General features: G+C 29.4%; 26 protein-coding genes and 1 pseudogene. 7 read left to right on the forward strand and 20 right to left on the reverse strand.

Annotation, left to right across the window (positions count from 1 at the left end; genetic code table 11):
• Window positions 1-12 precede the first annotated feature (12 nt).
• The 3 genes and pseudogenes from CQA69_RS05830 (at window position 13) to CQA69_RS05840 (ending at window position 3,895) form a co-directional block, all read left to right on the forward strand.
• Window positions 13-1,176 (forward strand): annotated as a pseudogene (locus tag CQA69_RS05830) (trans-sulfuration enzyme family protein).
• An 11-nt stretch (window positions 1,177-1,187) separates the two neighbouring features.
• Entirely contained in the window at window positions 1,188-2,555 is a 1,368-nt protein-coding gene (gene purB, locus CQA69_RS05835; RefSeq protein WP_137620860.1) for an adenylosuccinate lyase, read from the forward strand.
• An 8-nt stretch (window positions 2,556-2,563) separates the two neighbouring features.
• Window positions 2,564-3,895: an MmgE/PrpD family protein gene (locus tag CQA69_RS05840; RefSeq protein ID WP_137620861.1), complete on the forward strand. Its 1,332-nt coding sequence runs from the start codon at window positions 2,564-2,566 to the stop codon at window positions 3,893-3,895.
• Between the two features lie 33 nt (window positions 3,896-3,928).
• Here CQA69_RS05840 and CQA69_RS05845 read toward each other — a convergent pair whose 3' ends face one another.
• From CQA69_RS05845 to gap, 5 genes are read right to left on the reverse strand one after another with little or no spacing between them, the layout of a single operon-like run.
• A complete protein-coding gene (locus CQA69_RS05845; RefSeq protein WP_137620862.1) occupies window positions 3,929-5,437 on the reverse strand; it encodes a hydrogenase small subunit in 1,509 nt (502 codons plus the stop codon).
• 3 nt (window positions 5,438-5,440) lie between these two features.
• Window positions 5,441-6,265 (reverse strand): enoyl-ACP reductase FabI, encoded by an 825-nt coding sequence (fabI, locus tag CQA69_RS05850; protein ID WP_137620863.1) that lies wholly within the window; start codon window positions 6,263-6,265, stop codon window positions 5,441-5,443.
• Window positions 6,266-6,269: 4 nt separating this feature from the next.
• A complete protein-coding gene (locus CQA69_RS05855) occupies window positions 6,270-6,941 on the reverse strand; it encodes a triose-phosphate isomerase (protein ID WP_137620864.1) in 672 nt (223 codons plus the stop codon).
• Window positions 6,942-8,141: a phosphoglycerate kinase gene (locus tag CQA69_RS05860; protein WP_137620865.1), complete on the reverse strand. Its 1,200-nt coding sequence runs from the start codon at window positions 8,139-8,141 to the stop codon at window positions 6,942-6,944.
• A gap of 2 nt (window positions 8,142-8,143) precedes the next feature.
• The gene (gap, locus tag CQA69_RS05865; protein WP_137620866.1) at window positions 8,144-9,142 is read right to left on the reverse strand and encodes a type I glyceraldehyde-3-phosphate dehydrogenase; all 999 of its coding nucleotides are present in this window, start codon (window positions 9,140-9,142) and stop codon (window positions 8,144-8,146) included.
• 59 nt (window positions 9,143-9,201) lie between these two features.
• Between gap and nadD the strand changes: the two genes are divergently transcribed.
• Together nadD and rsfS are read left to right on the forward strand one after the other, a co-directional pair.
• Window positions 9,202-9,756 (forward strand): nicotinate (nicotinamide) nucleotide adenylyltransferase, encoded by a 555-nt coding sequence (nadD, locus tag CQA69_RS05870; RefSeq protein WP_137620867.1) that lies wholly within the window; start codon window positions 9,202-9,204, stop codon window positions 9,754-9,756.
• Between the two features lie 15 nt (window positions 9,757-9,771).
• Window positions 9,772-10,098 carry a ribosome silencing factor gene (gene rsfS, locus CQA69_RS05875; protein WP_137620868.1) on the forward strand — a complete coding sequence of 109 codons (327 nt, stop codon included), beginning with the start codon at window positions 9,772-9,774 and terminating at the stop codon, window positions 10,096-10,098.
• Between the two features lie 117 nt (window positions 10,099-10,215).
• Here rsfS and CQA69_RS05880 read toward each other — a convergent pair whose 3' ends face one another.
• Together CQA69_RS05880 and CQA69_RS05885 are read right to left on the reverse strand one after the other, a co-directional pair.
• Window positions 10,216-10,590 carry a DUF1090 family protein gene (locus CQA69_RS05880; RefSeq protein ID WP_137620869.1) on the reverse strand — a complete coding sequence of 125 codons (375 nt, stop codon included), beginning with the start codon at window positions 10,588-10,590 and terminating at the stop codon, window positions 10,216-10,218.
• 40 nt (window positions 10,591-10,630) lie between these two features.
• Window positions 10,631-12,004 carry a phosphomannomutase/phosphoglucomutase gene (locus CQA69_RS05885; RefSeq protein WP_137620870.1) on the reverse strand — a complete coding sequence of 458 codons (1,374 nt, stop codon included), beginning with the start codon at window positions 12,002-12,004 and terminating at the stop codon, window positions 10,631-10,633.
• A gap of 113 nt (window positions 12,005-12,117) precedes the next feature.
• Here CQA69_RS05885 and fliL point away from each other — a divergent pair, with 113 nt between their 5' ends.
• The gene (fliL, locus tag CQA69_RS05890; RefSeq protein ID WP_137620871.1) at window positions 12,118-12,657 is read left to right on the forward strand and encodes a flagellar basal body-associated protein FliL; all 540 of its coding nucleotides are present in this window, start codon (window positions 12,118-12,120) and stop codon (window positions 12,655-12,657) included.
• The gene (acpS, locus tag CQA69_RS05895) at window positions 12,657-13,004 is read left to right on the forward strand and encodes a holo-ACP synthase (protein WP_137620872.1); all 348 of its coding nucleotides are present in this window, start codon (window positions 12,657-12,659) and stop codon (window positions 13,002-13,004) included. The genes fliL and acpS overlap by 1 nt, the downstream gene beginning before the upstream one ends.
• A gap of 3 nt (window positions 13,005-13,007) precedes the next feature.
• On the opposite strand, the gene CQA69_RS05900 is transcribed toward acpS, so the two are convergent.
• Genes CQA69_RS05900 through CQA69_RS05960 form a run of 13 tightly spaced genes read right to left on the reverse strand, consistent with a single transcriptional unit; the run spans window position 13,008 to window position 25,323 of the window.
• Complete coding sequence (locus tag CQA69_RS05900) at window positions 13,008-13,415, reverse strand: hypothetical protein (protein ID WP_137620873.1); 408 nt, start codon at window positions 13,413-13,415, stop codon at window positions 13,008-13,010.
• Complete coding sequence (locus CQA69_RS05905; protein WP_137620874.1) at window positions 13,405-14,787, reverse strand: cytochrome P450; 1,383 nt, start codon at window positions 14,785-14,787, stop codon at window positions 13,405-13,407. The genes CQA69_RS05900 and CQA69_RS05905 overlap by 11 nt, the downstream gene beginning before the upstream one ends.
• Window positions 14,784-15,905, reverse strand: coding sequence for a DUF829 domain-containing protein (locus CQA69_RS05910; RefSeq protein WP_137620875.1), 1,122 nt, complete (start codon window positions 15,903-15,905; stop codon window positions 14,784-14,786). Before CQA69_RS05910 ends, CQA69_RS05905 begins: the two co-directional genes overlap by 4 nt.
• A 48-nt stretch (window positions 15,906-15,953) precedes the next feature.
• Window positions 15,954-17,156 (reverse strand): capsule polysaccharide modification protein KpsS, encoded by a 1,203-nt coding sequence (gene kpsS, locus CQA69_RS05915; protein WP_137620876.1) that lies wholly within the window; start codon window positions 17,154-17,156, stop codon window positions 15,954-15,956.
• Window positions 17,135-19,222 carry a capsular polysaccharide biosynthesis protein gene (locus tag CQA69_RS05920; protein WP_137620877.1) on the reverse strand — a complete coding sequence of 696 codons (2,088 nt, stop codon included), beginning with the start codon at window positions 19,220-19,222 and terminating at the stop codon, window positions 17,135-17,137. The genes kpsS and CQA69_RS05920 overlap by 22 nt, the downstream gene beginning before the upstream one ends.
• A gap of 15 nt (window positions 19,223-19,237) precedes the next feature.
• Window positions 19,238-20,761 carry a glycosyltransferase family 8 protein gene (locus tag CQA69_RS05925; protein ID WP_137620878.1) on the reverse strand — a complete coding sequence of 508 codons (1,524 nt, stop codon included), beginning with the start codon at window positions 20,759-20,761 and terminating at the stop codon, window positions 19,238-19,240.
• An 11-nt stretch (window positions 20,762-20,772) separates the two neighbouring features.
• Entirely contained in the window at window positions 20,773-21,906 is a 1,134-nt protein-coding gene (locus CQA69_RS05930; RefSeq protein ID WP_407924071.1) for a class I SAM-dependent methyltransferase, read from the reverse strand.
• A gap of 35 nt (window positions 21,907-21,941) precedes the next feature.
• Window positions 21,942-22,679, reverse strand: coding sequence for a glycosyltransferase family 2 protein (locus CQA69_RS05935; RefSeq protein WP_137620880.1), 738 nt, complete (start codon window positions 22,677-22,679; stop codon window positions 21,942-21,944).
• Window positions 22,679-23,005 carry a hypothetical protein gene (locus tag CQA69_RS05940; protein WP_137620881.1) on the reverse strand — a complete coding sequence of 109 codons (327 nt, stop codon included), beginning with the start codon at window positions 23,003-23,005 and terminating at the stop codon, window positions 22,679-22,681. Before CQA69_RS05940 ends, CQA69_RS05935 begins: the two co-directional genes overlap by 1 nt.
• On the reverse strand, window positions 22,992-23,342 hold the full coding sequence (locus CQA69_RS05945; RefSeq protein WP_137620882.1) for a nuclear transport factor 2 family protein: 351 nt from the start codon (window positions 23,340-23,342) through the stop codon (window positions 22,992-22,994). Before CQA69_RS05945 ends, CQA69_RS05940 begins: the two co-directional genes overlap by 14 nt.
• Window positions 23,335-24,060, reverse strand: a complete 726-nt coding sequence (locus tag CQA69_RS05950) for a glycosyltransferase family 2 protein (protein ID WP_137620883.1) — start codon at window positions 24,058-24,060, stop codon at window positions 23,335-23,337. The genes CQA69_RS05945 and CQA69_RS05950 overlap by 8 nt, the downstream gene beginning before the upstream one ends.
• Window positions 24,054-24,695, reverse strand: a complete 642-nt coding sequence (locus CQA69_RS05955; protein WP_137620884.1) for an HAD family hydrolase — start codon at window positions 24,693-24,695, stop codon at window positions 24,054-24,056. Before CQA69_RS05955 ends, CQA69_RS05950 begins: the two co-directional genes overlap by 7 nt.
• Window positions 24,688-25,323 carry a PI-PLC domain-containing protein gene (locus CQA69_RS05960; RefSeq protein ID WP_137620885.1) on the reverse strand — a complete coding sequence of 212 codons (636 nt, stop codon included), beginning with the start codon at window positions 25,321-25,323 and terminating at the stop codon, window positions 24,688-24,690. Before CQA69_RS05960 ends, CQA69_RS05955 begins: the two co-directional genes overlap by 8 nt.
• Window positions 25,324-25,405: the final 82 nt, after the last annotated feature.

Here is a 25,405-nt window from a genome sequence, read left to right on the forward strand (position 1 = left end):
AAGGAGAAAAAAATGAAACCAAAAACTAAGTTAATCCATTTAGGAAGAGGAGATCAAAGTGCTGAAGTAAGATCGGTAAATCCAACTTTAATGCGTGCATCAACTATACTTTTTAAAGATCATGCGACTTGGCAAAAATATAGAGAGTTAAGAAAAAATGAAAGAGTTTTAAGCTATGGAGCAAGAGGCACCGCTACAAATTTTGAACTTGAAAAACTCATTTGCGAATTAGAAGGTGGTTATAGAGCTCAGCTTTTTCCTACTGGACTTGCAGCCTTAGCTATGGTGCTTTTAAACTATGCAAGTAAAAACGCACATTTTTTAATCACAGATGCAATTTATGGGCCGGTTAGAACTATTTGTGATAAATTTTTAGAAAAAATAGGTGTTGAAGTTGATTTTCTAAAGGCTGATGCGAGTGATGTAGAAGAAAAAATTAAACCAAATACAAAGCTTATTTTATGCGAAAGTCCTGGTTCTATACTTTATGAAATCATTGATCTGCCAAAACTTTGTAAAATCGCACATTCTCATAATATCCCCGTTGCCATTGATAATACTTATTCGAGCGGATATTTTTTAAATCCTTTAGAACTTGGAGTTGATATTTCAGTTATTGCAGCAACAAAATACCTAAGCGGACATTCAGATGTTACCATGGGTATAGTAGTTTGCAATCAAAAAGAATGGAAAAATTTCAACGAACTCCCAGAAGCTTTTGGATTTACTACAAGTCCTGATGATGTATATTTGGTGCTTAGAGGTGTGAGAACTTTAGATGTAAGAATGAAAGCTCACGAAAAAAGTGCCGATGAAATAGTTGAATTTCTAAAAACAAGAAAAGAGATTAAAACTATTTTTTACCCAAAACTCAAATCTCACCCAAATCATGAAATTTTTATACGCGATCATAAAGGAGCTAATGGAATGATCACTATAGAATTTAATGATGGATATGATCAAAATGATGCTATTGCTTTTGTGGATTATTTAAAATATTTTTCTATAGGAGCAAGTTAGGGTGGATATGAAAGCTTAACTACAGTAACGACTCCTCCTAGAACTGCAAGTGATTGGAGCCATAGGGGTCCATTTGTGAGATTTCACATAGGACTTGAAGATACCAAAGATCTCATAGCTGATTTAGAACAAGCTTTTGAAAAAATTAAAAAATAAAAGGATAAAAAATGACAGGAATAAGCGTATTTGATCATAAATTATTAGCAGATTCTTGGAGCACTCAAGAAATGCGTGCTATCTTTTGCGAAGAAAATCGTATTCAAAAATGGCTTGATGTTGAAGCAGCCTTAGCAAAAGCTCAAGCAAAACTTGGAATCATTCCTAAAAAAGCAGCAGATGAAATAGCCAAAAAATCGCATTATAAATTTATGGATATGGAATTTATTTTCGCAGAATTTAAAAAAACAAAGCATCCTTTAGTTCCAACTGTTAGAGGCTTAGAAAAAGCTTGTAAAGATAATTTAGGAGAATTTGTTCATTTTGGAGTTACTACTCAAGACATTATTGATACAGGCATTGTATTGCAATTTAAAGAAGCGATGCAAATTATCAAGCAAGAATTAAAAACCATCGCAAAAGCCTTAGCAAAACTTGCCAAAACTCACAAAAATACTGCGATGATGGGAAGAACTTTAGCTTTACAAGCCTTACCAATAACCTTTGGACATAAAGTTGCCATTTGGCTTAGCGAACTTGATCGTCATTTTGAAAGAATATTAGAACTTGAAAAAAGACTTTATGTTGGAAGTATTGTAGGAGCCGTTGGAACCAAAGCGAGTTTAAGCCAAAAGGCTAATGAAGTTGAAAAACTAACTTTAGAAAATTTAGGTCTTTGTGTGCCAAATATTTCTTGGCAACCTGCACGCGATCGCTTTATAGAATTAGGGTATGTTTTAGGCAATATCAATGCAACTTTCAATAAAATCGCTCATCAACTTCTCATACTTTCACACAATGAAATTGACGAAATAGCAGAACCTTTCGGAAAAGGTCAAGTAGGATCTAGCACTATGCCTCATAAGAGAAATCCTGCGGTTAGCGAAAATGCTGTTACGGTAAGCAATGCTTTAAAAGCAAATTTAGCCATACTCAGCGATATAGAAAGACACGAGCACGAAAGAGATGGGCAAGTTTGGAAAATGGAATGGAAACTTTTACCTGAAATATTTTTAATGCTTTCTGTAGTTTTAGCTAATATGAAATTTGCTTTAAGTGATTTAGAAGTTAAGAAAGATAAAATGCTTAAAAATTTAAATACCCTTAACGGTTTTGTTTTAGCAGAACGTGTTATGTTTGCTCTAAGCGATCACTATGGTAAGCAACACGCCCATGAAATCGTTTATGAAAATGCTATGCTAGGTATCGAAAAACAAAAAACTTTCAAAGAAGTTTTACTCGCTGATAAAAGAGTTTGTAAAGTTTTAAAAGAAAAAGAAATCGATGCTTTGCTTGACGCAACTACTTACGTAGGTTATGCACCAAAGCTTGTAGATGAATTTTTAGCCAAAATCAAAAATAGCGCTATTTTAAAATAGGAAAGCAAATGTTTTATAGCGAAAAATTAGCTGATTTTATTATAAAATTACATTTTGATGAGATACCTCAAAATGTAATTTACAGAGCTAAAGAACTTATGCTTGATAGTCTTGGAACAGCCTTAGCTGCCCATAAAGAAGAATGTGTTTTAAATGCTTTAAAAGCCCTAAAAAACCAAGGAAATACAGCGGTTTGGGGGCAAGATCAAAAAATAGATACCATAAATGCAACCATGGTTAATGCGATCGCTTCACATGCTCTTGATTTTGACGATACTCACACAGAAGCGATTTTACACGCTAGTGCTTTTTTAACCCCACTTTGCTTAAGCTATGGTTTTAATATTTGCAAAGATGCAAAACAAATTTTAAAAGCTTTTATTATTGGTTGGGAAATAGCTGCTAGAGTAGGTATTGCGAGTAAAGGAAGTTTTCATAAACGCGGTTTTCACACAAGTGCTATCGCTGGAATTTTTGGAAGTGTAAGCGCAAGTGCGATTTTGCTAAATTTAAATAAGGAACAAATCATTAATGCTTTAGGTCTTGCTGGAAGTTTTGCAAGCGGAGTAAATGAATTTTTATCTAATGGTTCCAATTCTAAAGTTTTACATCTAGCAAATGTTGTAAAAAATGGTATTTTAGTTGCAAATTTAGCTAAAAATAATATGAGTGGACCTTTGAGCATTTTTGAAGGAAGAGATAATATCTTTAAATGCTTTGGTATAGAAGAAAACTCGGACAAAACAGAACTTGCTAAAGCTTTAGGTCGAATTTGGCAAATTATGCAAGTTTCTATAAAGCCTTATCCAAGTTGCCATTTTACACATGGTTTTATTGAGTGTGCTATTTCTTTAAAAAATGATGGCTTAAAAGCTGACGAAATAAAAAATATCCATTGTTTTATTGATGAAATTCCCATCTCTTTTGTTTGCGATCCAATTGAAAAAAAATATCAACCAAAAACTGCTTATGAAGCTAAATTTTCTTTACCTTTTTTAATAGCTTTAGGTTTTTTTGATGGCAAAATTACATTAAATTCTTACGAAAATTTAACGCGTAAAGAACTTATCAATTTTGCACAAAAAATCACTTATGAGAAAAAACAATCTTCAGGATTTCCAAAATATTTTCCAGGACATATAAAAGTGACTTTACAAAATGGAAAAGTCATCCAAAAAGATGTTTTTATCAATAAAGGAAATTTTGACAATCCTTTAAGCTTTGAAGAATTAAAAGAAAAATTTTTAAATAATGCCAAAATGAGTCTTACGGAAGAAAAAGCAAATGGATTATTAGAACAAATTATGAATTTAGAAAATCAAAAAGATTTTACAATATAATGACTTTTGTTTTTAGGCAAAAGTCATTATGTCTTATAAATTAACAATTTTTGAGTTGTTAAATTCTAAAATATCTTTAACACTATTTTCAAAAGCCTTTAAAACACTAAAAGCAATGCCCTCAAAGTCAAGCCCTCCGCAAAGATAAATTAAAGGCATACGAAAAGATTTGCTCACATCAAGCTTAGGTTTTTCACCATTAAAATTTAACTTAAAATCATAAGGACTAGCATGCTTAAAAGTATAATTTTGGGCTGCATTTAAAAAATCTTCTTTATTTTTTAAAAACTCGCCTTTAGCTAAAATAAAATTAATTTCGAGATATTTCCAAATATCATTTGAAATACTTGAATTTTCATCAAAATTTTTCTCTATAAAAGCATAGTTTTTTTCAAAACCTTTTTTATAATTTTCAACCAATGAAGCCCCTAGTTTATTTTTGGCTATATTTTGCAAAATAAGTTTTAGATTGCTTTCAAATTCAAAATCTATACTCGATAAAGTCTTGATTTGATCTTCTAAAATAAATTGAGTTGAAAAATCCTTATTTTGCGATTTTGCATAAGAAAAAATGTTTGCCATAGGTTTTTCATAATTACCAAATTCATCCCAAAAATTCCTTTCACTACACGCAATACAACCATGTCCTGAAGCAACTGGCCAAGAAGTTTTAGAATTAAATTTCACTTTTGGACAGTTGTTGTAAGTATAAGGCCCTTTACAACCTATTTTAAAAAGACAAGCTCCATTTTTTGCCGCTTCATCATCAAAATGTTCTGCAAAAAATCCACTTTCAAATTTAGCCTTTCTCTCGCACATATCGTGTAAACATTTTCCATAAGCCCACACAGGACGATTTTGCTCATCTAATTCCGGAAGAACCCCAAAAAGTGCAAAAAATGCTAAATTTGCAATAATATTTACATCACTTGGAGGACAACCTGGGATATTAACCACTTTTTGAGTTAAAACTTCGGAAATTCCACAAGTTTTACTAGGATTTGGATATGCAGCTTGAATTCCTCCATAAGAAGAGCAAGTTCCAATTGCATAAATAGCCTTAGCTTTTTTTGCTAATTTTTGTAAAATTTCATGACCGCTTTCTGCATTAGCACCTATAGTTAAGAAAAAAGTATCAATTGCGGCAACGCCACCTTCAACAGCTAAAAGAAAATCTTGATCTAAAATATCTTCTAAAAGCTCTTCTGCTTTTGTTCCATTTGCAGCCATTAAAGTTTCGTGATACTCTAAAGAGAAAAAGTCAAATATAAATTCATCAAAACTTGGTAATTCCGAACGTAACAGACTTTCACTGCAACCTGTACATTCACAAAGATGAAGCCAAACTACTTTCATTTTTGGAGCTATTTCAAAAAATTGTTTAGCTAAAGGTGGAATTTCATTTCCTAAAGATAAATGCTTAACAATGGTTTTTACACTTTCTTCATTGATAATCTTCTCATCTTTTAAACTTGAATTTTCAATTTCAACTATACGATTCTCGAGTATTTTTTTTAATTCCTCATTGCTAAGCTTTGCCATATTTTATCCTTTTATATTATCCCAGCAAAGAACAGTATTTCCCTGTTCATCTTTTTCAACATCACCCATTCCCATGATATTATATCCTGCATCTACATAATGAATTTCTCCACTAACCCCTCGAGATAAATCGCTGAGCAAATACATCGCTGAATTTCCAACATCTTCTATACTAACATTGCGTTTTAGCGGAGCATTGACTTCATTATATTTTAATATCATTCTAAAATCTCCTATTCCACTAGCGGCTAAAGTTTTAATAGGGCCTGCTGAAATAGCATTAACACGAATTCCTTTCACACCTAAATCTCTCGCTAAATAACGCACAGAACTTTCAAGTGCCGCTTTTGCTACACCCATAACATTATAATGTGGTACATACTTTACCCCGCCAAGATAACTTAAAGTTAAAATAGAAGAATTTTCATTTAAAACAGGTAAAACTGCACGCGTCAAAGAAAGCAAAGAATATACAGAAGTTCCCATAGCTATATCAAAAGCTTCTTTTGAAGTTTGTAAAAAATCATTTTCCAAAGCTTCCTTAGGTGCGTAAGCAACCGCATGAACAAGAAAATCAATCTTTCCTAAATCCTTTTTGATTTTTTCTGCAATGCTAGATAAATGTTCTTCATTATTTACATCAAGTTCATAAACAAAATGGGAACCAAGTTCTTCAGCTATAGGTTCTACACGTTTTTTTAAAGCATCATTTAAAAATGTAAAAGCCAAATCTGCACCTTGTTCGCGACAAGCCTTTGCTATACCATAAGCGATTGATTTGTTATTGGCAACCCCTACAATCAGACCTTTTTTACCCTTCATTACCATCTTTTTATCCTTTGATTAATTTTATAAAATTTTCAACCTTTAAGGCAGCAGATCCAACCAATACGCCTCCGCAATTTTCAATACTTAAAATTTCTTTTATATTGTTTTCATTGACACTTCCACCATAAAGCAAAGGTGCTTGACTTAAAGTAGTCAAATACTCAAGAACACTGCTAATATCTTTAATATCTGCACTCACTCCAGTTCCTATAGAATAAATAGGCTCATAAGCAATAATTAAATTTTTATAATTTAAATCAATGATATCAAGTTGAGATTTTAAAAATTCTAAAGTTTTACCTGAATTTTTTGTTTTTAAATCTTCACCTATACAAAAAACTATTTTATAATTATGCTCTTTTGCAAAATCAAATTTGGCTTTTATTAAAGTTTCATCACCTAAAATTCTTCTTTCAGAATGCCCTATTAAAACGCACTTGATGCCAAATTCATCCAAATGTTCTTTTCCAAGTTCTCCTGTGAAAGCTCCATTGATGCAAGGATAAAAATTTTGCGCTCCTTGTATAAAATTAGTTTGAGACTCTAAAAAAGCAATGCTTGGAGGAAAAACAATAATATCATCACATTTTACGCCCATAGTTTTGTTTAAAACATCAGCATAAATTTTAAAACTCGCCCTTGTATGATTACACTTTAAATTTGCAGCAAAGATCACTTAATTCTCCTTTATTCTTAATACTTTAATACCCGGAAGTTCCTTACCCTCTATAAGCTCAAGAGAAGCTCCTCCACCTGTTGAGATAAAAGTCATTTCATCTGCATCTCCAGCACGTGCAACCACATCAGCCGTATCTCCTCCTCCTACAACAGAAGTTGCATGTCCTTCGCTAATATAATGACTCATTTTTATACTACCTTTTGAAAATTTATCGATTTCAAAAACACCCATTGGGCCATTCCACCAAATCGTCTGTGCATCAGAAATCGCTTCTTTAAAAAGTCTTACACTAGCAGGCCCGATATCTAGTCCCATCCAGCCACTTGGAATCTCTTGAACAGGAGTAAATTTCATTGGTGATTCTTGCGAACAAGAGGGTGCAGCAACAACATCTACGGGTAAATAAATTTTTACTCCCAAATTTTTACCCTTAGCTAAAATTCGACTTGCTTCATCTAAAAGATCTTCTTCTAAAAGCGAATTTCCTACATCATGACCTAAAGCTTTTAAAAAAGTAAAAGCCATACCGCCACCAATAATGAGTTTATCTACCTTAGGTAATAAATTTGTTAAAGCTTGTAATTTTCCACTCACCTTAGAGCCCCCAACAACAGCTACAAAAGGGCGTATAGGGCGTTTTATAAGATTGGTAGCAAAATCAATCTCTTTTTGGAGTAAAAAACCTGCTCCTTTGTGATTTTCATCAAAAAATTCAGTGATAGCCTCAACACTTGCATGTGCTCTATGGCAAACCCCAAAAGCATCGTTGATATAAACTTGAGCCATAGAGGCAAGCTCCTTAGCTAAATTTTTATCATTTTTAGCTTCACCTTTTTCAAAACGCACGTTTTCAAGCATTAAAATTTGACCTGCTTGTAAGTTAGAAACTTTATTTTTTGCATCCTCTCCTATAACATCTTTAGCCATAATAACTTCTTTATTTAAAAGTCTAGCCAAACGTTTAGCAATAGGGTCTAAAGAATACCTAGAACTGATTTCATTTGGACGTCCTAAATGCGAAGCTAAAATAATACTACATCCACGATCCAAACAATACCTAATCGTAGGAATAGCCGAATGAATACGTCTATGATCTGTGATATTTAAAAAATCATCTTGTGGAACATTAAAATCACATCTTATAAAAACTTTTTTCTTTTCTATATCTATGTCTTTTATGGAAATAATATCACCCATAATTAAGCCTTATTTGCAATATAAACTGCCATATCTACTAAACGACTTGAATATCCCCATTCATTATCATACCAAGCAATCACCTTAACAAGATCATCTGCAATTACTTGAGTTAAATCGCTTGCCACAATAGCTCCATAAGAACAAGAAATAAAATCGCTTGAAACTCTTTCTTCATCATCTACCATCAAAAAGCCTTTTAAATTTGATGCCGAAGCTTTTCTAAAAGCATCATTGATTTCTTCTTTACACACTTTACGATCAAGCAAAACAGTTAAATCAACGCTTGATACATCAACAACTGGAACACGCATACTTTGCCCATGAAGCTTTCCATCAAGCTCCGGCATAACAAGTTTCATAGCCTTAGCAGCGCCTGTAGAAGTTGGAATGATATTTTGTGCTGCAGCTCGTGATCGACGCTTATCTCTAGCTTTAGCATCAATAATACTTTGTCCGTTTGTATAAGCATGTATAGTTGTCATAAGTCCTTTTTTTATACCAAAATTATCTTGTAAAACCCTACAAACAGGCCCTAAACAATTTGTAGTGCAACTCGCATTTGAAATAATTCTCTCCCCTTTATAAAGCTCTGAATTAACACCTAAGACATAGGTGGGGGTATTATCTTTTGCAGGAGCACTCATAATCACTTTTTGCACTCCCATATTTAAAAAATCTTGACATTTTTCTGTTGTTAGATGTGCTCCTGTACATTCTAAAACAATTTGAACTCCGTATTTTGAAAAATCAAGATCTTTTATACTGCGACTTTTAAAAACCTTGATTTTTTTATTATCAATAATTAAATCACCATTTTCAATTTCTACATCTCCTCTAAATTCTCCATGAACCGTATCATATTTAAAAAGATATCTTGCAAGTTCTATATCAGTAGTATCATTGATCGCTACAAGCTCAATATCATCTCTTTGCAAAATAATCCTCGCGACACATCTGCCTATGCGCCCAAAACCATTAATAGCAACTTTTACGGCCATTTGTTTTCCTTTGCAATTTTTTTATGCTAATATTCTACTAAAAAAAGGTTAAAAACTAAATGAAAATCGCACTTTTTGGAGGTAGCTTTGATCCACCACATAAAGGACATGATGCTGTCATAAAAGAAGCTTTAAAAACCATTGATATTGATCAATTAATTATCATGCCAACTTTTATCAATCCATTTAAAAAAGGATTTTTTGCTGATGAAGAAAAAAGATTAGAATGGGTGATTAAACTTTGGGGAAATTTAGACAAAGTAAAAATTTGTGATTTTGAAATCAAGCAAAAACGTCCAGTTCCAAGCATAGAAAGTGTAGAATATCTTTATAAAATTTATCAACCAAGTCAATTTTATTTTTTAATTGGTGCTGATCATTTAGAAAAACTTCATCTTTGGCATAATTTTGAAAAATTAAATTCTTTGGTTGAATTTGTTATAGCCAATCGTGATAATATAGAAATTCCAAAAAAATTTAAAGATTTAAAAACCGATATAAAAATCTCTTCTTCTTTTATACGCTATACATTAGATACAGACAAAGTGTGCGAAAAAATTAAAAATGAAGTAAAAGATTATTATAAGAAATTTCAAAAAACAGATATAATTTGAAAATAAAGGAAAAAAATGCAAAAAAGAGTTGAGCTTATTGTTAAAATTCTAGATGAAAAAAAAGCAGAAGATATAAAAACTTTTGATATGAGTGAACAAGAGTATTTTGTAAAATATGTCATCATTGCAGCCACTTTAGGTGAAAAGCATGCTTTATCTTTAATTGATGAATTAAAAACCAAACTCAAATCCAAAGGTGAAGAATTTTTAAGTATAGAAAGTAGCGAAGAATGGAGTGTAATTGATTTGGGTGATATCTTAATCCATCTTTTAACACCAGAACATCGAGGAATTTATAATATAGAAGAATTATTAGAGGATCTTAAAAAGCACAAACAATAACTTAAGAATTTAAAACGACGAAAATATATTTTTAAAAAAGAAAATTAAGAATCTCTAAAAATTTTAATTTAAGAATAATGAGAACTAAAAAACCTTAAATATGGTTTTTTAACATTTTTAAAGATTATCTATATATTCTTCAATTTCTTTTTTAATTTTATCTTTTTGTTCTTTTAATGCTTTTTTCTTGGCTTTATATTCGACTTTACTCATATAATCCTTTTTTTCATTTAAAACATCAAGTTCTTTTTCTATTTTTTCTATTTCTTGCTCTTTAAGTTTTTTAGCTTCTAGCTTTTTATCATAAAAAAGAGGATCTTTGCTACAATCATTTTGTACTTCTTTTAAAGCAAGCTCTAGGCTTAATTTTCTCGCATTATCATTATGAATTTTTGCAAATTCTATTTCTTTATTAATGCGATCTATTTTTTTATCACATTCGCTTGCAAATATTACACCACAAATAGATATCAAAATCCATATTTTTTTCATTAAATTACTCCATAATTAAAATAAAAATGAGAATACTAGCTTACTCATTCTTAAATTTTAATTTAATTTGTTCAAATAAATCTAAAACCTTATTTGTAAGCTCATTTGCCTTTTCTAAAGAAATTGCTTCGAAACGAGTTATAAGATATGGGCTTGTATTTGAAGCTCGAAGTAAAGCCCAGCCATAGCCAAAATCAATTCTTGCCCCATCGATTTCACAAAGACTTTTTACATCTTGCAATGCTCCATTTTCTACCGCTTTTTTAAATTCATCCACGAGTTTAAATTTTTCTTCTTCGTTTACTGGAAGCTTAATTTCTGGCGTTGTATATAATTTAGGCAATTCTTTAATCATACCCTCTAAGTCAAATCCCTTATAAACGAGCTCTAAAGCTCTTAAAAAGGCATAAATTCCATCATCATATCCAAAATACCTATGCTTAAAAAATATATGCCCACTCACCTCAGCAGCTAAATCAATATTTTTTTCTTTCATCATTTTTTTTATATTTGAATGTCCAGTTTTACTCATAAAAATAGTTCCAAATTTTGAAACTTCATCAAAAAGATTCTTGCTACATTTTACCTCACCTAAAATTCTTGGATTTGGAATATTTTTAGCAAACAAATAGCAAAGTTCATCTCCGCAAAAAACATGAGATTTGCTTAAAGCTACCATTCTATCAGCATCTCCATCAAATGCAAAAGCGAGTCCATAATCTTCATTTTGATTTAAAAAATTTTTTACAGCCTCTAAATTTTGTTCCTCTGTTGGATCAGGCGCGTGATTTGGAAATTGCCCATCTGGATTAGCAAACATAATATGAGCCTTTAAATTTAAAGCTTTGATTAAAGGCTCTATCACAACTCCTGCAGCACCATTACCACAATCAATAGCAAATTTATAATGAAAATCTTTTAAAAAACTAAACTGCTGAAGCATAAATTCCACATAAAGATTTAAAATATCATATTTTTGCGCATTAAAATTATCTTCGATCTCGTCATCTAAATGCTTATAAACTTCTTTAGAAAACTCTTTAAGTTCTGCTCCAAAAAAGCTCTCCTTACCTATAGTGATTTTAAAGCCATTATAATCTTTTGGATTATGTGAGCCTGTTATCATAATATTTGCATCAAATTTTAAACCCTCATAAAGACTAAAATATCCAAGTGGAGTTGGCACAAGTCCTATATCATAAACCTTAATTCCAGCTTTATTTAATCCGCTTAATAAATACTCAAAAAGCTCTTTTGCGCTATATCTTGCATCATAACCTACGCTTACATTTTTGCAACCTTTTTCAAGCATGGTTTGCCCCAAACAAAAACCTATAGCCTTTACGCTTTTTTCGTGAAGTTCTTTACCATAAAGTCCACGAATATCATATTCTCTAAAAATAACATCTAGCATAATAAAATCCTTAAATAATTTAAAAATTTCTTTAGTATTTAAATAAATTTTGCCATAGATAAAGAAAAATTTGCTACAATTTTACATCAATTTTACAAATATAAGGAAAATTTATGGATGAGGAATTAGAAAATAACGAAGAAGGAAAAAAGAAAAAAGGTGGTTCACTTGTAATTATTATTGTCGTTTTGCTTTTTGTTTTACTTCTTAGTATTATGGGTGTAATTGCTTGGCTTATTTCTAGTAGTTCAAGTGATGAAAGCGAAGTAAAAGAAGCTCCAAAAGAAGAAGCTAAAACTGACAAACCTAAAGTAGTAGCTCCTGCTCAACGTGGCAGTGATTATGCCAATATAGGACCTATGTATCCACTTGATCCTTTTACATTAAATTTGCTTAGTGATAGTGGTTCACGGTATGTAAAATGTACTATAGAGCTTGAACAAAATAGCGAACTTTTAAAGCCTGAACTTGATAAAAAAGTAGCAGTTATCCGTGATATTATTATTCGGACTTTAACTGCAAAAACTTTTGAAGAAGTAAGCACTCAAAAAGGAAAAGAGCGCTTAAAGGACGAGTTGGTAGGAAAAATAAATGAAATTCTAACCGATGGTTTCATTAAAAATGTTTATTTTACGGATTTTGTTGTGTCTTAATGCGTGTAGGCTGTGATATTGTTGCTATTAATAGAATAGAAAATATCTATAAAAAGCATGGAAAAATTTTTTTAAATAAGTTTTTAAATTCTCAAGAACAATTGTTGGTTAAAAGTCCTGCAAATTTAGCGGGACTTTGGGCTGCAAAAGAAGCTGCAAGTAAAGCCTTAGGAGTAGGAATTTGCGATCTTTGTGGGTTTTTAGATATAGAAATTTTTAAAGATCAAAGAAATGCTCCTAAGTTAAAATATTCTCAAAAAATCATAGAAAATTTTAATATAACTCAAACTTCCCTTAGTATTTCACACGATAATGGCTTTGCTATAGCTGTAGTAGCCTTAGCTTAAAAATCAATTTCCTATGGTTTGTTTATCTAATTTTTTTGAAAGTATAAAATCTACAACCGGTTGTTCTCTCTTATTTGCTCTTTTACAATGATCTTTTTGAAAAAAATCCGTAATCTTAATAACTATTCTAGCCCATTTTTTATGGTTCCTTTCTCTCCACGCATGCGAAGACACACTCTCCCAAGCATAACCATTAAACAAACTTGCATTAACAAAATGATCAAGTGCTCTTACGCCTTGTCTAGCACGTGCAGTATTGAAAAAAATTCCCACAATAACAATAAAAATATAGCCACAAACTGCTAATGGAACAATAGCACAAAGCAATAAAGTTCCTGCTAATTTTTCTTTTAAATTGCCATTAAGTTTATTTTTTAAATGAAAAAAAAGATTTTTAAGTCTATTTTTCATCTTTTAAATCCCTTTTGCTAAATTTTATCTTCATTCCATTAGCCGATCTTATAGTAAGGCGTCCTACCACATCAGGTACAAAACCTTCTTCAAGCTCTAATTTATAAGCTTTTAAAATATTAGCTAAAATTAAAATAGCCTCTTGCATTGCAAATCCTTGTCCTATGCAAATTCTTTCGCCTGCTCCAAAAGGCAAATATGCATCTTTTTTATATTCTTTATCAAAACGAGAAGGATCGAAACCATTTGGATTAGTCCAAAATTTTTCATGACGATGAATAAGCCAAGGTGCTATTACAACACCCGATCCCTTTTTAATCAGTTTATCTCTAACTTTTGTATCTTTTTTCGCTTCTCTTGCAAAAAACCCTACAGGAGGGTAAAGTCTTAATGATTCTTTAAAGATATTAGTTAAATATTTAAATTGTCTTAAATGCAAAATTTCAATATTGTCATCTTTTAAAACTTGAATAATTTCCTCATAAGCTTTCTCTTGTTCTTCAGGATAAAGACTGAGTAGATAAAGCGTCCAAGTTAAAGAGCTAGCTGTTGTTTCATGCCCCGCTAAAAAGAGCATGGCAACTTGATCTAGAATTTCCTCAAATGAAAAACGTTTATTGGTTTCTGAGTCGATAACTAAAAGCAAAGAACTCAAAATATCTTCAAATTTTCCAAAATCTCCTGCGCTTACAGCTTCATAGCGAGGTTTTATAATATCACTTAAAACTTGTCTTATCGTATCTCCTGCTTTTGCTCGTTTACGATCCCCTAATATATAAGAAAGCCATTTTGGAAAATAAAACATACGGCGCATAGCTGTATGTACACTTTGTTCTTGGAAAACGACAAAAGCATCAAGAATTTTTTTACCTTTTTGCTCATCAAGCTTAGAAGACATAATGGTGCGAAAAATCACATCAGCGGTGACAAAAGTCATCGCTTCATCCACTTCGATAATGGAATTGTCAGGATGTTTATTAAAACGATCCATCATATCTGCTACGGCTTCGCTCATAAGATTAAAAACTTTATTAATTCGTGTCATTTCAAAACTAGGACGTAAAAGCTCACGTTGTTTTTTCCAAATTTCTCCATTAGTAGTAAAAATACTCTCTCCTAAAAGCGGACTTAAAAGCTCGTGCAAAAAAGCACTTTTTGGAAATTCCTTAACCTCATCCACCATCATTCTTTTGACTTCTTTAGTATCATTGATCACGTAAAGATCAAAATTAGGCATTTTTACATAACCAGTTTGCATTTTATAACTACGTTCATAAAGTCCATCAAGCCAAGATCTGCGTTTAAGCAAAAAGGTTAAAAATGTAGAGGCTTTATTTTTATAAGGTTTTGGATAAAAAGGACACTGACTCATATTTTTACCTTTTCTTCTAGAAACTTAGAGGATAAAATAAAACTAAAAAAATCATAACCACCTTTAATATTTGGGCTATAAAGATATAAAAAATGGGCTTTATTTTTATCTCTTTTAATTTTTTTATATTCATCTTTTTCATATAAAGTATGAAATTTAGCACTTAAAAAATGCGGTGTGAATTTCGCATTAACACCACTTGTACGAAAAAAATCAACTTGAGGAAAACACGCCCCATCAATAACCGAAGTATAATCATACCATTTCAAATTAAATTTAGAAACAAATTCTAATTTTTCTCTAAAATCATTAGAATTTTTTTGATAACTTACCAAAGGAATGCACTCGCCCAAAGTAATAATCTTTAGCTTACTTAATATTTTTTGTTCTAAATTTTGCTTTAAAATAAAATCCAAAACCTCAATACAAACTATCGTTCCAACACTATGAGCGATTAAAATTAATTCATAATTTTCATTATTTTCATTCTCCTTTAAATTTTGCAAGATTGTATCGGAAAATATTTTGATTCTCTCTTCCATCAAGCCTTGTTTTTTATAGTGCCAACTTGCACAAAAAGCACAAATTCTAGCTATCCAAAATACTGCTAATTTTTTACCAAGTTTAAATAAAAAGCGAAAAATTAAAAAAGAAAGTAAAATTCCTAAAATAATCGAAAAAGAAAAATGAATATAATTTTGAGCGAGAAAAAAAGCTGCAAAACCAGCAAATAAAGAAAAAAATAAAGAAAAAAGCACATAAAAAAATGGATAATATCCAGTGATTAATTGATAAATTGATTCTTTTCCAAATTTGATAAAAAGACCTGTGATCGTATAAATTCTAAAAAAACTATAACAATCTTTTAAAGCGTCCCAATAGCTTTCTGACCAATTTTTTTTTACTATATCATTCCAAGCAAGAAAATGGTATCTTACTTTTGTATTTTGGCAAATGATTTCAAAAAAAGGAAAAACATTATCCTTATTTACCTTGCTTATATTTGATTTAATATTAAAGCGTTTGGAATAATCTTTTAAATTTTTTTTAAATAAATCATAGTAAAACCTATAACTTTTAGGATCATACCCTGCAATATAAAATACTTCCCTATCCATAAAATTAATTTCTTCGAATTTATTTTTAACAATTATAACAATAATATATTAATCAAAAATCTTGCTGTAATTTAAGAATGAATTTTTATAAAAATTGGCATTAAATTGATTTGTTTTTAAAAGATAATTTTTAAAATTTGAAACTAAAATTGGGTTTGGTTTGTAAGCATGAGCCTCTTTCCAAAAAAAATGAAGTTTTTTTGGATAAGTTAAACCCTCAAAATCATAAAAAGCTTTTCCACAAACTTTAGTCGGACAGCCTTCCAAAATAGCACTTAAGCCAACAGTGGAATTTATAGTGATGCAACCTAAAGCATTTTTTAAAAGTTTTGGTAAATAAGAATCGTGTACATAAAAAACTCTACCTTCGATGTGATATTTTTCACTAAGCTCTTGAATAAATTTAGAATAATTTTTATACCCTCTATCCATAGGATGGTGTTTAAATACGAGATAAGATTTTGCTCTTGCGTGATTGGCAAAAGAAAGCATAGTTTCTTCTATAAATTCTTCTATGCTTTTTTTATAGTGATATTTAACTTGCGTGTCGTTATAAACTTGTAAAACAGCCAAAAAATACTTTTTTTGGAGATTATAAATTTTATCGTTTAATTTTTTTTCTGTGATTTTATAAAGACATTTCCTATATAAAGACCTAAGCCAAAATAAAAATTCAAAAGGATATAAAGTGCGATGATGAAGATCGTTATTAAAAAATAGAGCCAAAAGAAAAGAAAAAAACCAATACAAAAAGGCATAAAAAGCCATATATTTAAACCCACCAGGAATTCCCTTAATAACAGGTCTTTTAACACATAATGTTTGATTTAAATAAAAAATTTTATTACGTGGCAAAGATGAATTTGCATTTACTCCATTTTTTTCAAAAGTAATACAATAAGGTCTTAAATACCCTTCTTCAAAAATCCAAACATCAATATTTAATTTTTTAGCGACCTCTATGGCCTTTTTATGGATTAACCGACAATCATTATACATAAGAATGGCTTGAATATGATGCTGTTTAAAAAAATTCTCATAAAAAAGGAATAAATTCTCCTCCTTATCTCTATAAGAAGTTCCTGTTGGATAAAAGAAAAAATCTCCTCCATTAAAATTGATTTTAGAAACTTTAACATTATATTTTCTAAGTTTTTTAGCCAAACGATAAAAGAAAGTACCTATAGGACCTTGTAAAAGAGTAACATTTTTTCCACTAAATTCTTTTTTTATTTTTTTATCAAATTCCATTTTTCGCTTATAAATTCATAAATTCTTCTTATCTTTCTAAGCATTAAAATCCTAAAGTCGATCATCATTTTTTTATATTGCTTGGAAAAATAATCTTTCTGCATTTTTAACATTATATCTAAACAAAGTTCAATTTCGCATAATTTTTTTGTTTTTGGATGAATATATCTTGGATATTGTATCAAAACACCTGCAACAAGTTCTTCTAAGGTCAATTTTCTCGTTCTTCTTAAACATTTTTGCCTATCTTGTGTCAAACCCCAACCCGCATAAAAAGGCATTCCATAAGTAAAAACTTTTTTAGAACGCAAAAGTGCATCAAATCCAGAAGTTGAAGTGATAGTATGTACTTCATCACAAATTTTTATTGCACTATCTATACTGCAATCTTTTATAATCTCATCACAATACTTTAAAATAATTTTTTCATCTTTTAAACCTATGCGATTTCCACTTAATACATCAGGATGTGGCTTAAAAACGATAAAAGCATTTTGATTTTTTAATCTTACTTCTTTAATTAAATCTAAAGTAGATAATCCAAAACCACCTAAAATCATCGATGCATCATCTTCAACTTGCGCAGGAATAAGAATAATTTTTTGTCCTTCTTTAGCGTTAATTTCGATATCTTGATGTTTAATGCCATTATATTTTGAAAATTTATTTTCTTTTAGAATTTTAATGATATTCTTTGATCTTGATAAAATTTGCTCGTCAAAAATCTCATTTTGTAAGATATTTTCTAAGCGACTTTCTTGGTTTGGATCAATATAAAGTCCTTTATCATCAACGATTAAAGAATAAGGACGCGTAAGATCAGAACCCAAAGAAATCGAACGGATAAAACCATCTTCCACTAAAGAAATTTTTGGGATAAAGCTGGTTAAATTTTCATCTTGTGCTTTTTTTATAAGAATGTTTTTAAGTTCATTAAAATTTACTCTTTTACCCCAAATAAAAAACTTATCACTTTTTCTTAATTTATATTTATTTAAAGCTTTTAAAGAGTTTAAAAAGATTATTTCATTATCTTTGGCTTTAAAAAAAGGTTTCATAAAATACCTTTTCCAAAGAGTAAATCCTAGCATAAAAAGTCTATTGGAATTTTCTTGTTCTATATTTTTGTATTTTGCTAAAGTTTTAACAGTATCAAAAATATCGCTTTTTTGGTTTAAATAAGGATTAAAATACTGACTATAAAGCATATAAGCTATATAAAATACCTCTTCAAGAGTTCTTTTTTTAAGCCTTCTTAAACATTTGTGCTTATCTTTTGTTAAACCCCAACCTGCATAAAAAGGCATACCATAACAAATACACTCACAACCCATAATCAAAGCTTCAAAGCCCATTCCAGAAGTTTTAGTATAAACTTTATTAAAATGTTTTAATAAAGCTATGGGATTAAAGTTCTCACTTATAATCTTGCATTCTTTAGGCAGGGAATATACATCAAAATCACTTTGTTTTTTCCCACTTAACACATCGGGATGAATTTTGATATAAATTTTACTATTTGGATTTTCTTTTATAGCATCTTTTATCATTTCACTGGTGCTAAAATTCTGCACTAAGCCATATTGTAAAGATGCATCATTTGCGGTTTGAGTGATGATTAAAACACGATTTTCATCTTTTAAAAAATAATCATTTGGAATATCTAAATTATTATTGTATTTGCTAATTTTATATTTTTTTATAAGCTCTATGGCTTTTTTAGCCTTATCTAATTCTTCTTGATTTGACTCATAAGCGTTTAAAAGATTTTCGAGTTTAGAAGGTTTTGTAGCATCATAATAAATCCCGATATCATCACAAACTAGGCTAAAACTAGGTGCATTTTCAATGCCCAAATTTAAAGACCTTATAAAACCATCTTCTAAAAGCATAAATTTTGCCTTATGTTTTTGGGCTAATTTTTGAGCTTTTAAACCAGATCTTTTACGTCCCCAACCTACAAAAATATCTTGCTTTTTACATTTTGAAAAAATATTAAAAAATAAAATGGAATAAAAATTTTTAACATTGGTAATTAATTTTTTTGAAATACTATAAAATTTCATACATTTTCACAACAATTAGCTTAAACAACTGTCATTCTTAAAATTTTTCCTTAGTTTTCTAATCTTAAACCATAAACTTAAATATCCACCCTTATACCAATTCCTATGAGCCTGTAAAATAATTTTTCCTAATTCATATTCAAAACACTTATATTTAATTTTACAATCATTACCACCTTGGTCGCAAAAACAACGATGAAAAAATCTTAAAACAATAACAATAATAGGTAAGAAGATAATAAAAAAAATATTATTTTTATATAAAATAGTCATTTTGCCTAATTTATACGAAAAGGTATTATAAAATTTTCTTTCATCTTCCTTATTTATATATATTTGCAAATCATTTCTAATTTTTTCACATTCTTGTTTGTTTAAGGAATTTTGTATTTGCAAATCATTTCTAATTTTTTCACATTCTTGTTTGTTTAATTCTATTAAACTAGAATTTTGCATTAACCAATCTTTCATCTCTTTGAATCTTGTCGCTAAAGAATTGGCATAGTTATCTAAAGATTTTTTTTGTATATCTCTCTTTAAATTATTAAAATCTTCGATAAAAAAAGGGGTATTTAAAGCTAAACTCCACCATTCTTCATAATATGGATAGTATATAGGATAAGCATTGACGTCTAAGGACATATTTTTATATACATAATGATTATTATATGGTGATAACCATGGTTTATATACATAATGACAAAAATGAACAATTTTTACATCTTCCATAATTTGTTCTAATTCTTGTTTTGAAAAATTCCATACAGGTGTAATGCTTTCATCGGAAAAAGTATTTTCCAAACCTAATAAATTTCTAGTAAAAACTCCTAAAATCAAATTAAATTTATTTGAAATTATTTGTATTTTTGGAGCACATACCAAAGGAAATACATCAATAAAACCTTCTAAATGATAATTTTCTAAATAATATTGGCATTTCTCCGTAATTCTTTCTTCTCTCCACTTATCAAGATTAATTAACATAACTTCATTATTTATATAATATTTTGCATTTGAAAATACTAAATCATCAAGTCCATTTTTAGATTTTGCTTTCCTTATAAAATTATCAAAATTATAACAATCTAATGCAGCTGCAATTAAATTATCTTTTAAATCGTATGCGAATAATTCTCTTATATCTGATACACACATTAAATCTACGCCCAAAAATAAACATTTATCTAAATTTTTAAGTAAATCTGGGGATTTTAATTTATAAAACATTGCTGGATTTTGACACCAAAAAGGATAAGAAAAATTATCAAATTCTTGGTTATTCATTGGATAAATTAAAATTTTACACGGATAAAAAGTAGACAATTTACTAACTAATTTTTGCAATTTGAAAGTATCTTCATTTTCTTTTTCTGTGAAAATATGAAAACAGTATCCCTCATTTAAATCTTGCATAAATTTTTGATTTGTTTTATATTGCAAAAATGAATTATTAATATTAGTAGATTTAATTATGCTATGAATCAATACAGAAGCATATTTTAAATATTCAGAACTAGAACCAATACAAATATCTAACATAAAAAAACCTTTCAAAAACTAATAATTTCTATATTTCTGTTAATATTGTTCTTAATATCTTTTTGTATCTCATCATTATAAATACCGGCATTTAAAATCACCAAAGAATCGTCTTGATCTTTTAAAATTTTTGGAGATTTGACCTTAAATTTTGTTCCATAAAGTCTCTTTTCTTGTTTATTTGGATTATTGTCTAAAATATTTATGATTTTATCGATTTTTAAGCCATTGTAAATTAGATATTGGCTAAACAAGTGTGCGCCAAAAAGATAAATTTTCTTATTGGTATTTTCTAAAATTTGATTCAAGTTAAAAATTTTTTCCTGATAATACTTTTTCATATCTAAAAATAATTTTTTATTCTCATCATATTCATTTTTTAAAATAGCCCCTAAAGAATCAATGGTTTCATCTTTGCAAACATAGTAAAAAATACTATGTTCTTTGAAATATTGTTTTTCGAAAATTTTAAATTGATGTTTTTGAAGTAAAAATTCTAAAACGCTTTCGGTTAAAAAAATGGTATGTTCAAAATTAAGACAATTAGTAAATTTATTTTCAAGCCATTTTTTCATATTTGGAAAAGAAAATATCATTCTACCCCCCCCCATCAAAACTGATGAAATTTCCTCTAAGAATTCATGGGGATTATAAATATGTTCAAAAGTATGACTATGAACAATAGTATCAAAATATTGATCATTAAAAATTTCTTTATGAAAAAATCCATTTATATAATCAACATTTTCATATTTGTTTTCAATATTGGGTTCAACTATAGTCCATTTTATATTTTTTATACTCAAGCAATTTTGCGAAAGCTTCCCATGTCCACCGCCGATCTCCAAAACACTTTTAGGATTTGTTTTTATAACAAAATTTGCAAATTCTTTATGATGCTCCTCCCATAAATCTCCAACAGACCCGGCATCGTGCCCCTTTGCGTATAATAAATCTAAAGGTATTAAATTTCGAAGTTGTATAACCCCTTCTTTAGAAATCACCCATTCTTGATCACAAATATAATCATCTTGATTGCTATCACTAACACAACCGCAAAACAAAGGAAAACTATCTTGAGATAAAAATTCTAAATTAGAATCATTAATAATACATTTTTGGCGTTCAATGTAATCAATATTCATTATTAATCCTTATTTTATAATTTTGAGTTTTAATATTATGATAATGAGCTCATTTTCATTATCTCAACATACTTTTTTAAGTCTTCTGGAGTTCCAATACCATGCATCTGATCATCCTTGATGTTATAAACTCCTATCTTGGCACCATTTTTTATAGCATAATTATAAACAGGACAAGTATAAAATTCATTATTAATTCTATCATTCTCAATAATCATATCGATAGCACTGTCAACAAATAATTTTCCTTGGCTAAAGAAATAAATTCCTACAGTAGCAAAATCACTTATAACCTGCTTTTCTTTAACTTCAACAACCAAATCATTTTCCAAGCGTGCAAAAGACCATTTTGGATTTTTTTCCTTATCGATAAAAGTTAAAATCGATCCATCAAGTTTTCTTTGAAAACTATCATTTGCAAAATCAGTAATATCTATATCAACAATTTGATCAGAATTGGCTATTATTAAAGGTTCATTATTGTCAATATACTTTCTTGCATAAAGGACGGTGCAAGCAGTGCCTTCAGTAAGTTTATCTATACCTATAAATAAAACATTAAAGGTTTTTGAAATCATATCAACTAGCTCTTTTTCTTTTCGCAAATGTTCTTTTCTGGCTATTAAAATATACTTAGCATCTTTAGCAAATAGATTTTCGAGCACCCTAACTATCATAGGCTTGCCTAAAACATCTATAAAAGGCTTTGGTTTAGAAAATCCAGCTTTTTCAAAACGACTGCCAAGACCAGCCATAGGAATAACAATATTCATTAACACTCTCCTAAATATTTGTCATTATTAGCTCCAGGAAGCTTTACTACGGCACAGATGCTGTCTTCTAAGGCTTCAAAATCTGTTGATTCTCCTGGATGAATCACTATAATATCATCTTTAGAATATATTTTATTATTCATTTTGACACTACCACTAATGACTACGGTTATCTCAGTAGCAATTTTATGATGATGTTTTTCTTCAAAATCACCTTTTTGATATTTTTTAACTCCTACTTCTACAGCATTAGTCTTAAGAACACTTGGTTCAAAATTTCCCACAAACCATCCACGAACCATTGATTTTAAATCATAAATTTCCATTTATTTCCTTTGGAATATCTAAATAAGCTCTAAGTTCAAGCATCTTTTCATTTTTCCATTCTATAATATCTACACCTTCAAGCTTTACATCGTCAAGTATAAAAATAAACTCTATAAACGTGGTATTATTATCTTGGTAAATATTTTTAGCCTCAAAATGTAACTCCTTGCAGCTGGAAAAAATATCCTTTATAACTTTTAAACTTTCATTTTTTCCTTTTATTCTTTTAACAACAGGATCCTCTAATACAAATTTCTCATCGAATAAGTATGAAATTTGCTCCAAATCCTTATCATTAAAAGCTTTTATATACTGTTTGGTCAATTCTTTAAGCATTTTTTATTCTTTCATATTCAGCTATTTTAGCATGGCTATAAAATGTAAAATATCTATTTTTATCAATTGTAATATTTAAAATTTTTCTATTTTCCAAAATTAACTCATTTAAAGCAGGAGCGATAAAATATTTTCCTTCAAAATTGACATCTTTTTTAATCATATTAAATACAGCTTTTATAAAATATTTTCCCTTGCTAAAATAATAAATTCCAGCAATTGCATTCTTGCTTATAGGCTTTTTTTCAGAAGCCTCTAAAACAAATTTTTTATCATCTGTTTTAACATAAGCCCATCTTGGATGTATATTTTCAAAGCTTAAAACTCCAGCATCATATGAAGAAAATATTGCAATGAATTTATTAAGTTCATAATCAAAAATCTGATCCATATTTACAATAAGCAACGAATCATCATTATCAATCTCATCAATTGCCATTAAAGCAGAACATGCCATGCCTTTAGTTTCATTTTTTAAAATGATAATTTTGCTTTCATTATTTGTTAAAATATTAATAGCATCATCTAAATGATAATACCTTACATCTTCTTCTTTAAGTATAAAAATAAAACGCTTGTCTTTTATATTTTCATAGTTTTTTACAAAATGCTCCAACATGGTTTTTCCACAAATTTCCATAAAAGGCTTTGGAAAACCATCTTTTTTATCATCAAAAAAATAACTTTTTCCAGCTATAGGAACAACAATATTTAGCATCCTGGCTCCTTGTTTTCAAACATCGCAATATGTTTTTTTATATTTTCATAATTTACCTCATCCACTTCTTTAACAATCATCACATTTGCCCCACTTGCCCTAGCGGCTGCAATGCCATTTTCATTATCTTCAACTATCATACATTCATTAGGGCTTAAATCTAATTTTTTAATTGCTTTATTATACATTTCAGGATCAGGCTTACCCTTAGAAACATCTTCATTTGAAATATAAAATTCTAAATAACTTTCCAAAGAAGACTTTTGCATCATTACTTTAATGCTATTACGTATAGAATTCGAACATACTGCCATTTTATAACCTTCATTTTTCAACTTGGAAAGAGCATATTCATGATGAAATTTTGGCTTACATGAATTGTAAACAATCTCTATAGTGTATTGTTGTTTTAGCTCATTGATGAAACTGTGCAAAGATAATGGCAAACCTTTATCCAATGAAAGCATTTTAAGCTTATCTTTAGTAGGTAAACCATCGAAAGTTGTTAAATGATCGTATCTAGAAATTTCCATACCGAAAAGCCCTAAAGCCTTATTTAAGGCTTCATAATGCCAATCTTTAGCTTCAATTAAAACACCGTCCATATCGAAAATAACCGCTTTTATCTTAGACATTAAAAAACTCCTTTGCTTTTTCTGGGTAATCTGTACATATCATCACTCTATCCCCAAAACTAAATTTTTTATCCATATTTTTATACTCTTGCCACTCTTTTTCATAATCTCTTTTATGAAGCTCCGGAGAAACAATGCATACAAGCTTTTTGTTATCGAGATGTTTTTTTAGAACATTTTCATCAATCCAATGTGAATGAAATTCATCCATCCAAACTCCGCATGCTTTATCATAAAAACTCGGATTTATTTCATATTCACTTTGCCTGGTAAAAACATTGAAATTCAAATTAACATAAATCAAGGCATCTGGAATGGACATATCGAAAACAAAATAATTCGAAATTTTATATTTATTTAGAAGGTTTTTAAGCATAAGTTGAAGACCGTCAGCTTTAATATTTAAAGCTAAAAATAAATTTTTATGATTTTTAACATAAAGAGAAAACAGTTTTTCCAAAGCCAAACAATTCTCATTGGCTATATCGTGCGATACTGATATCCCTCCCTTATAATCTCTTAAATCAGTCTCAATGCCAAAATCAGCAGAAAAGCTTTTTTCAAAAGCCTCAAAAGTGTTCTTTTCATGATGATGATGCCATAAACCTCGATGTGATAAGATTAACATTTATTAATTCCCTTAATTTAATATACCGAAATAATACCATAATAAGGTTAATTTATTTTACTTGTAAATAATAACAGAAGCG

Source organism: Campylobacter estrildidarum (assembly GCF_005406205.1).
GTDB lineage: Bacteria > Campylobacterota > Campylobacteria > Campylobacterales > Campylobacteraceae > Campylobacter_D > Campylobacter_D estrildidarum.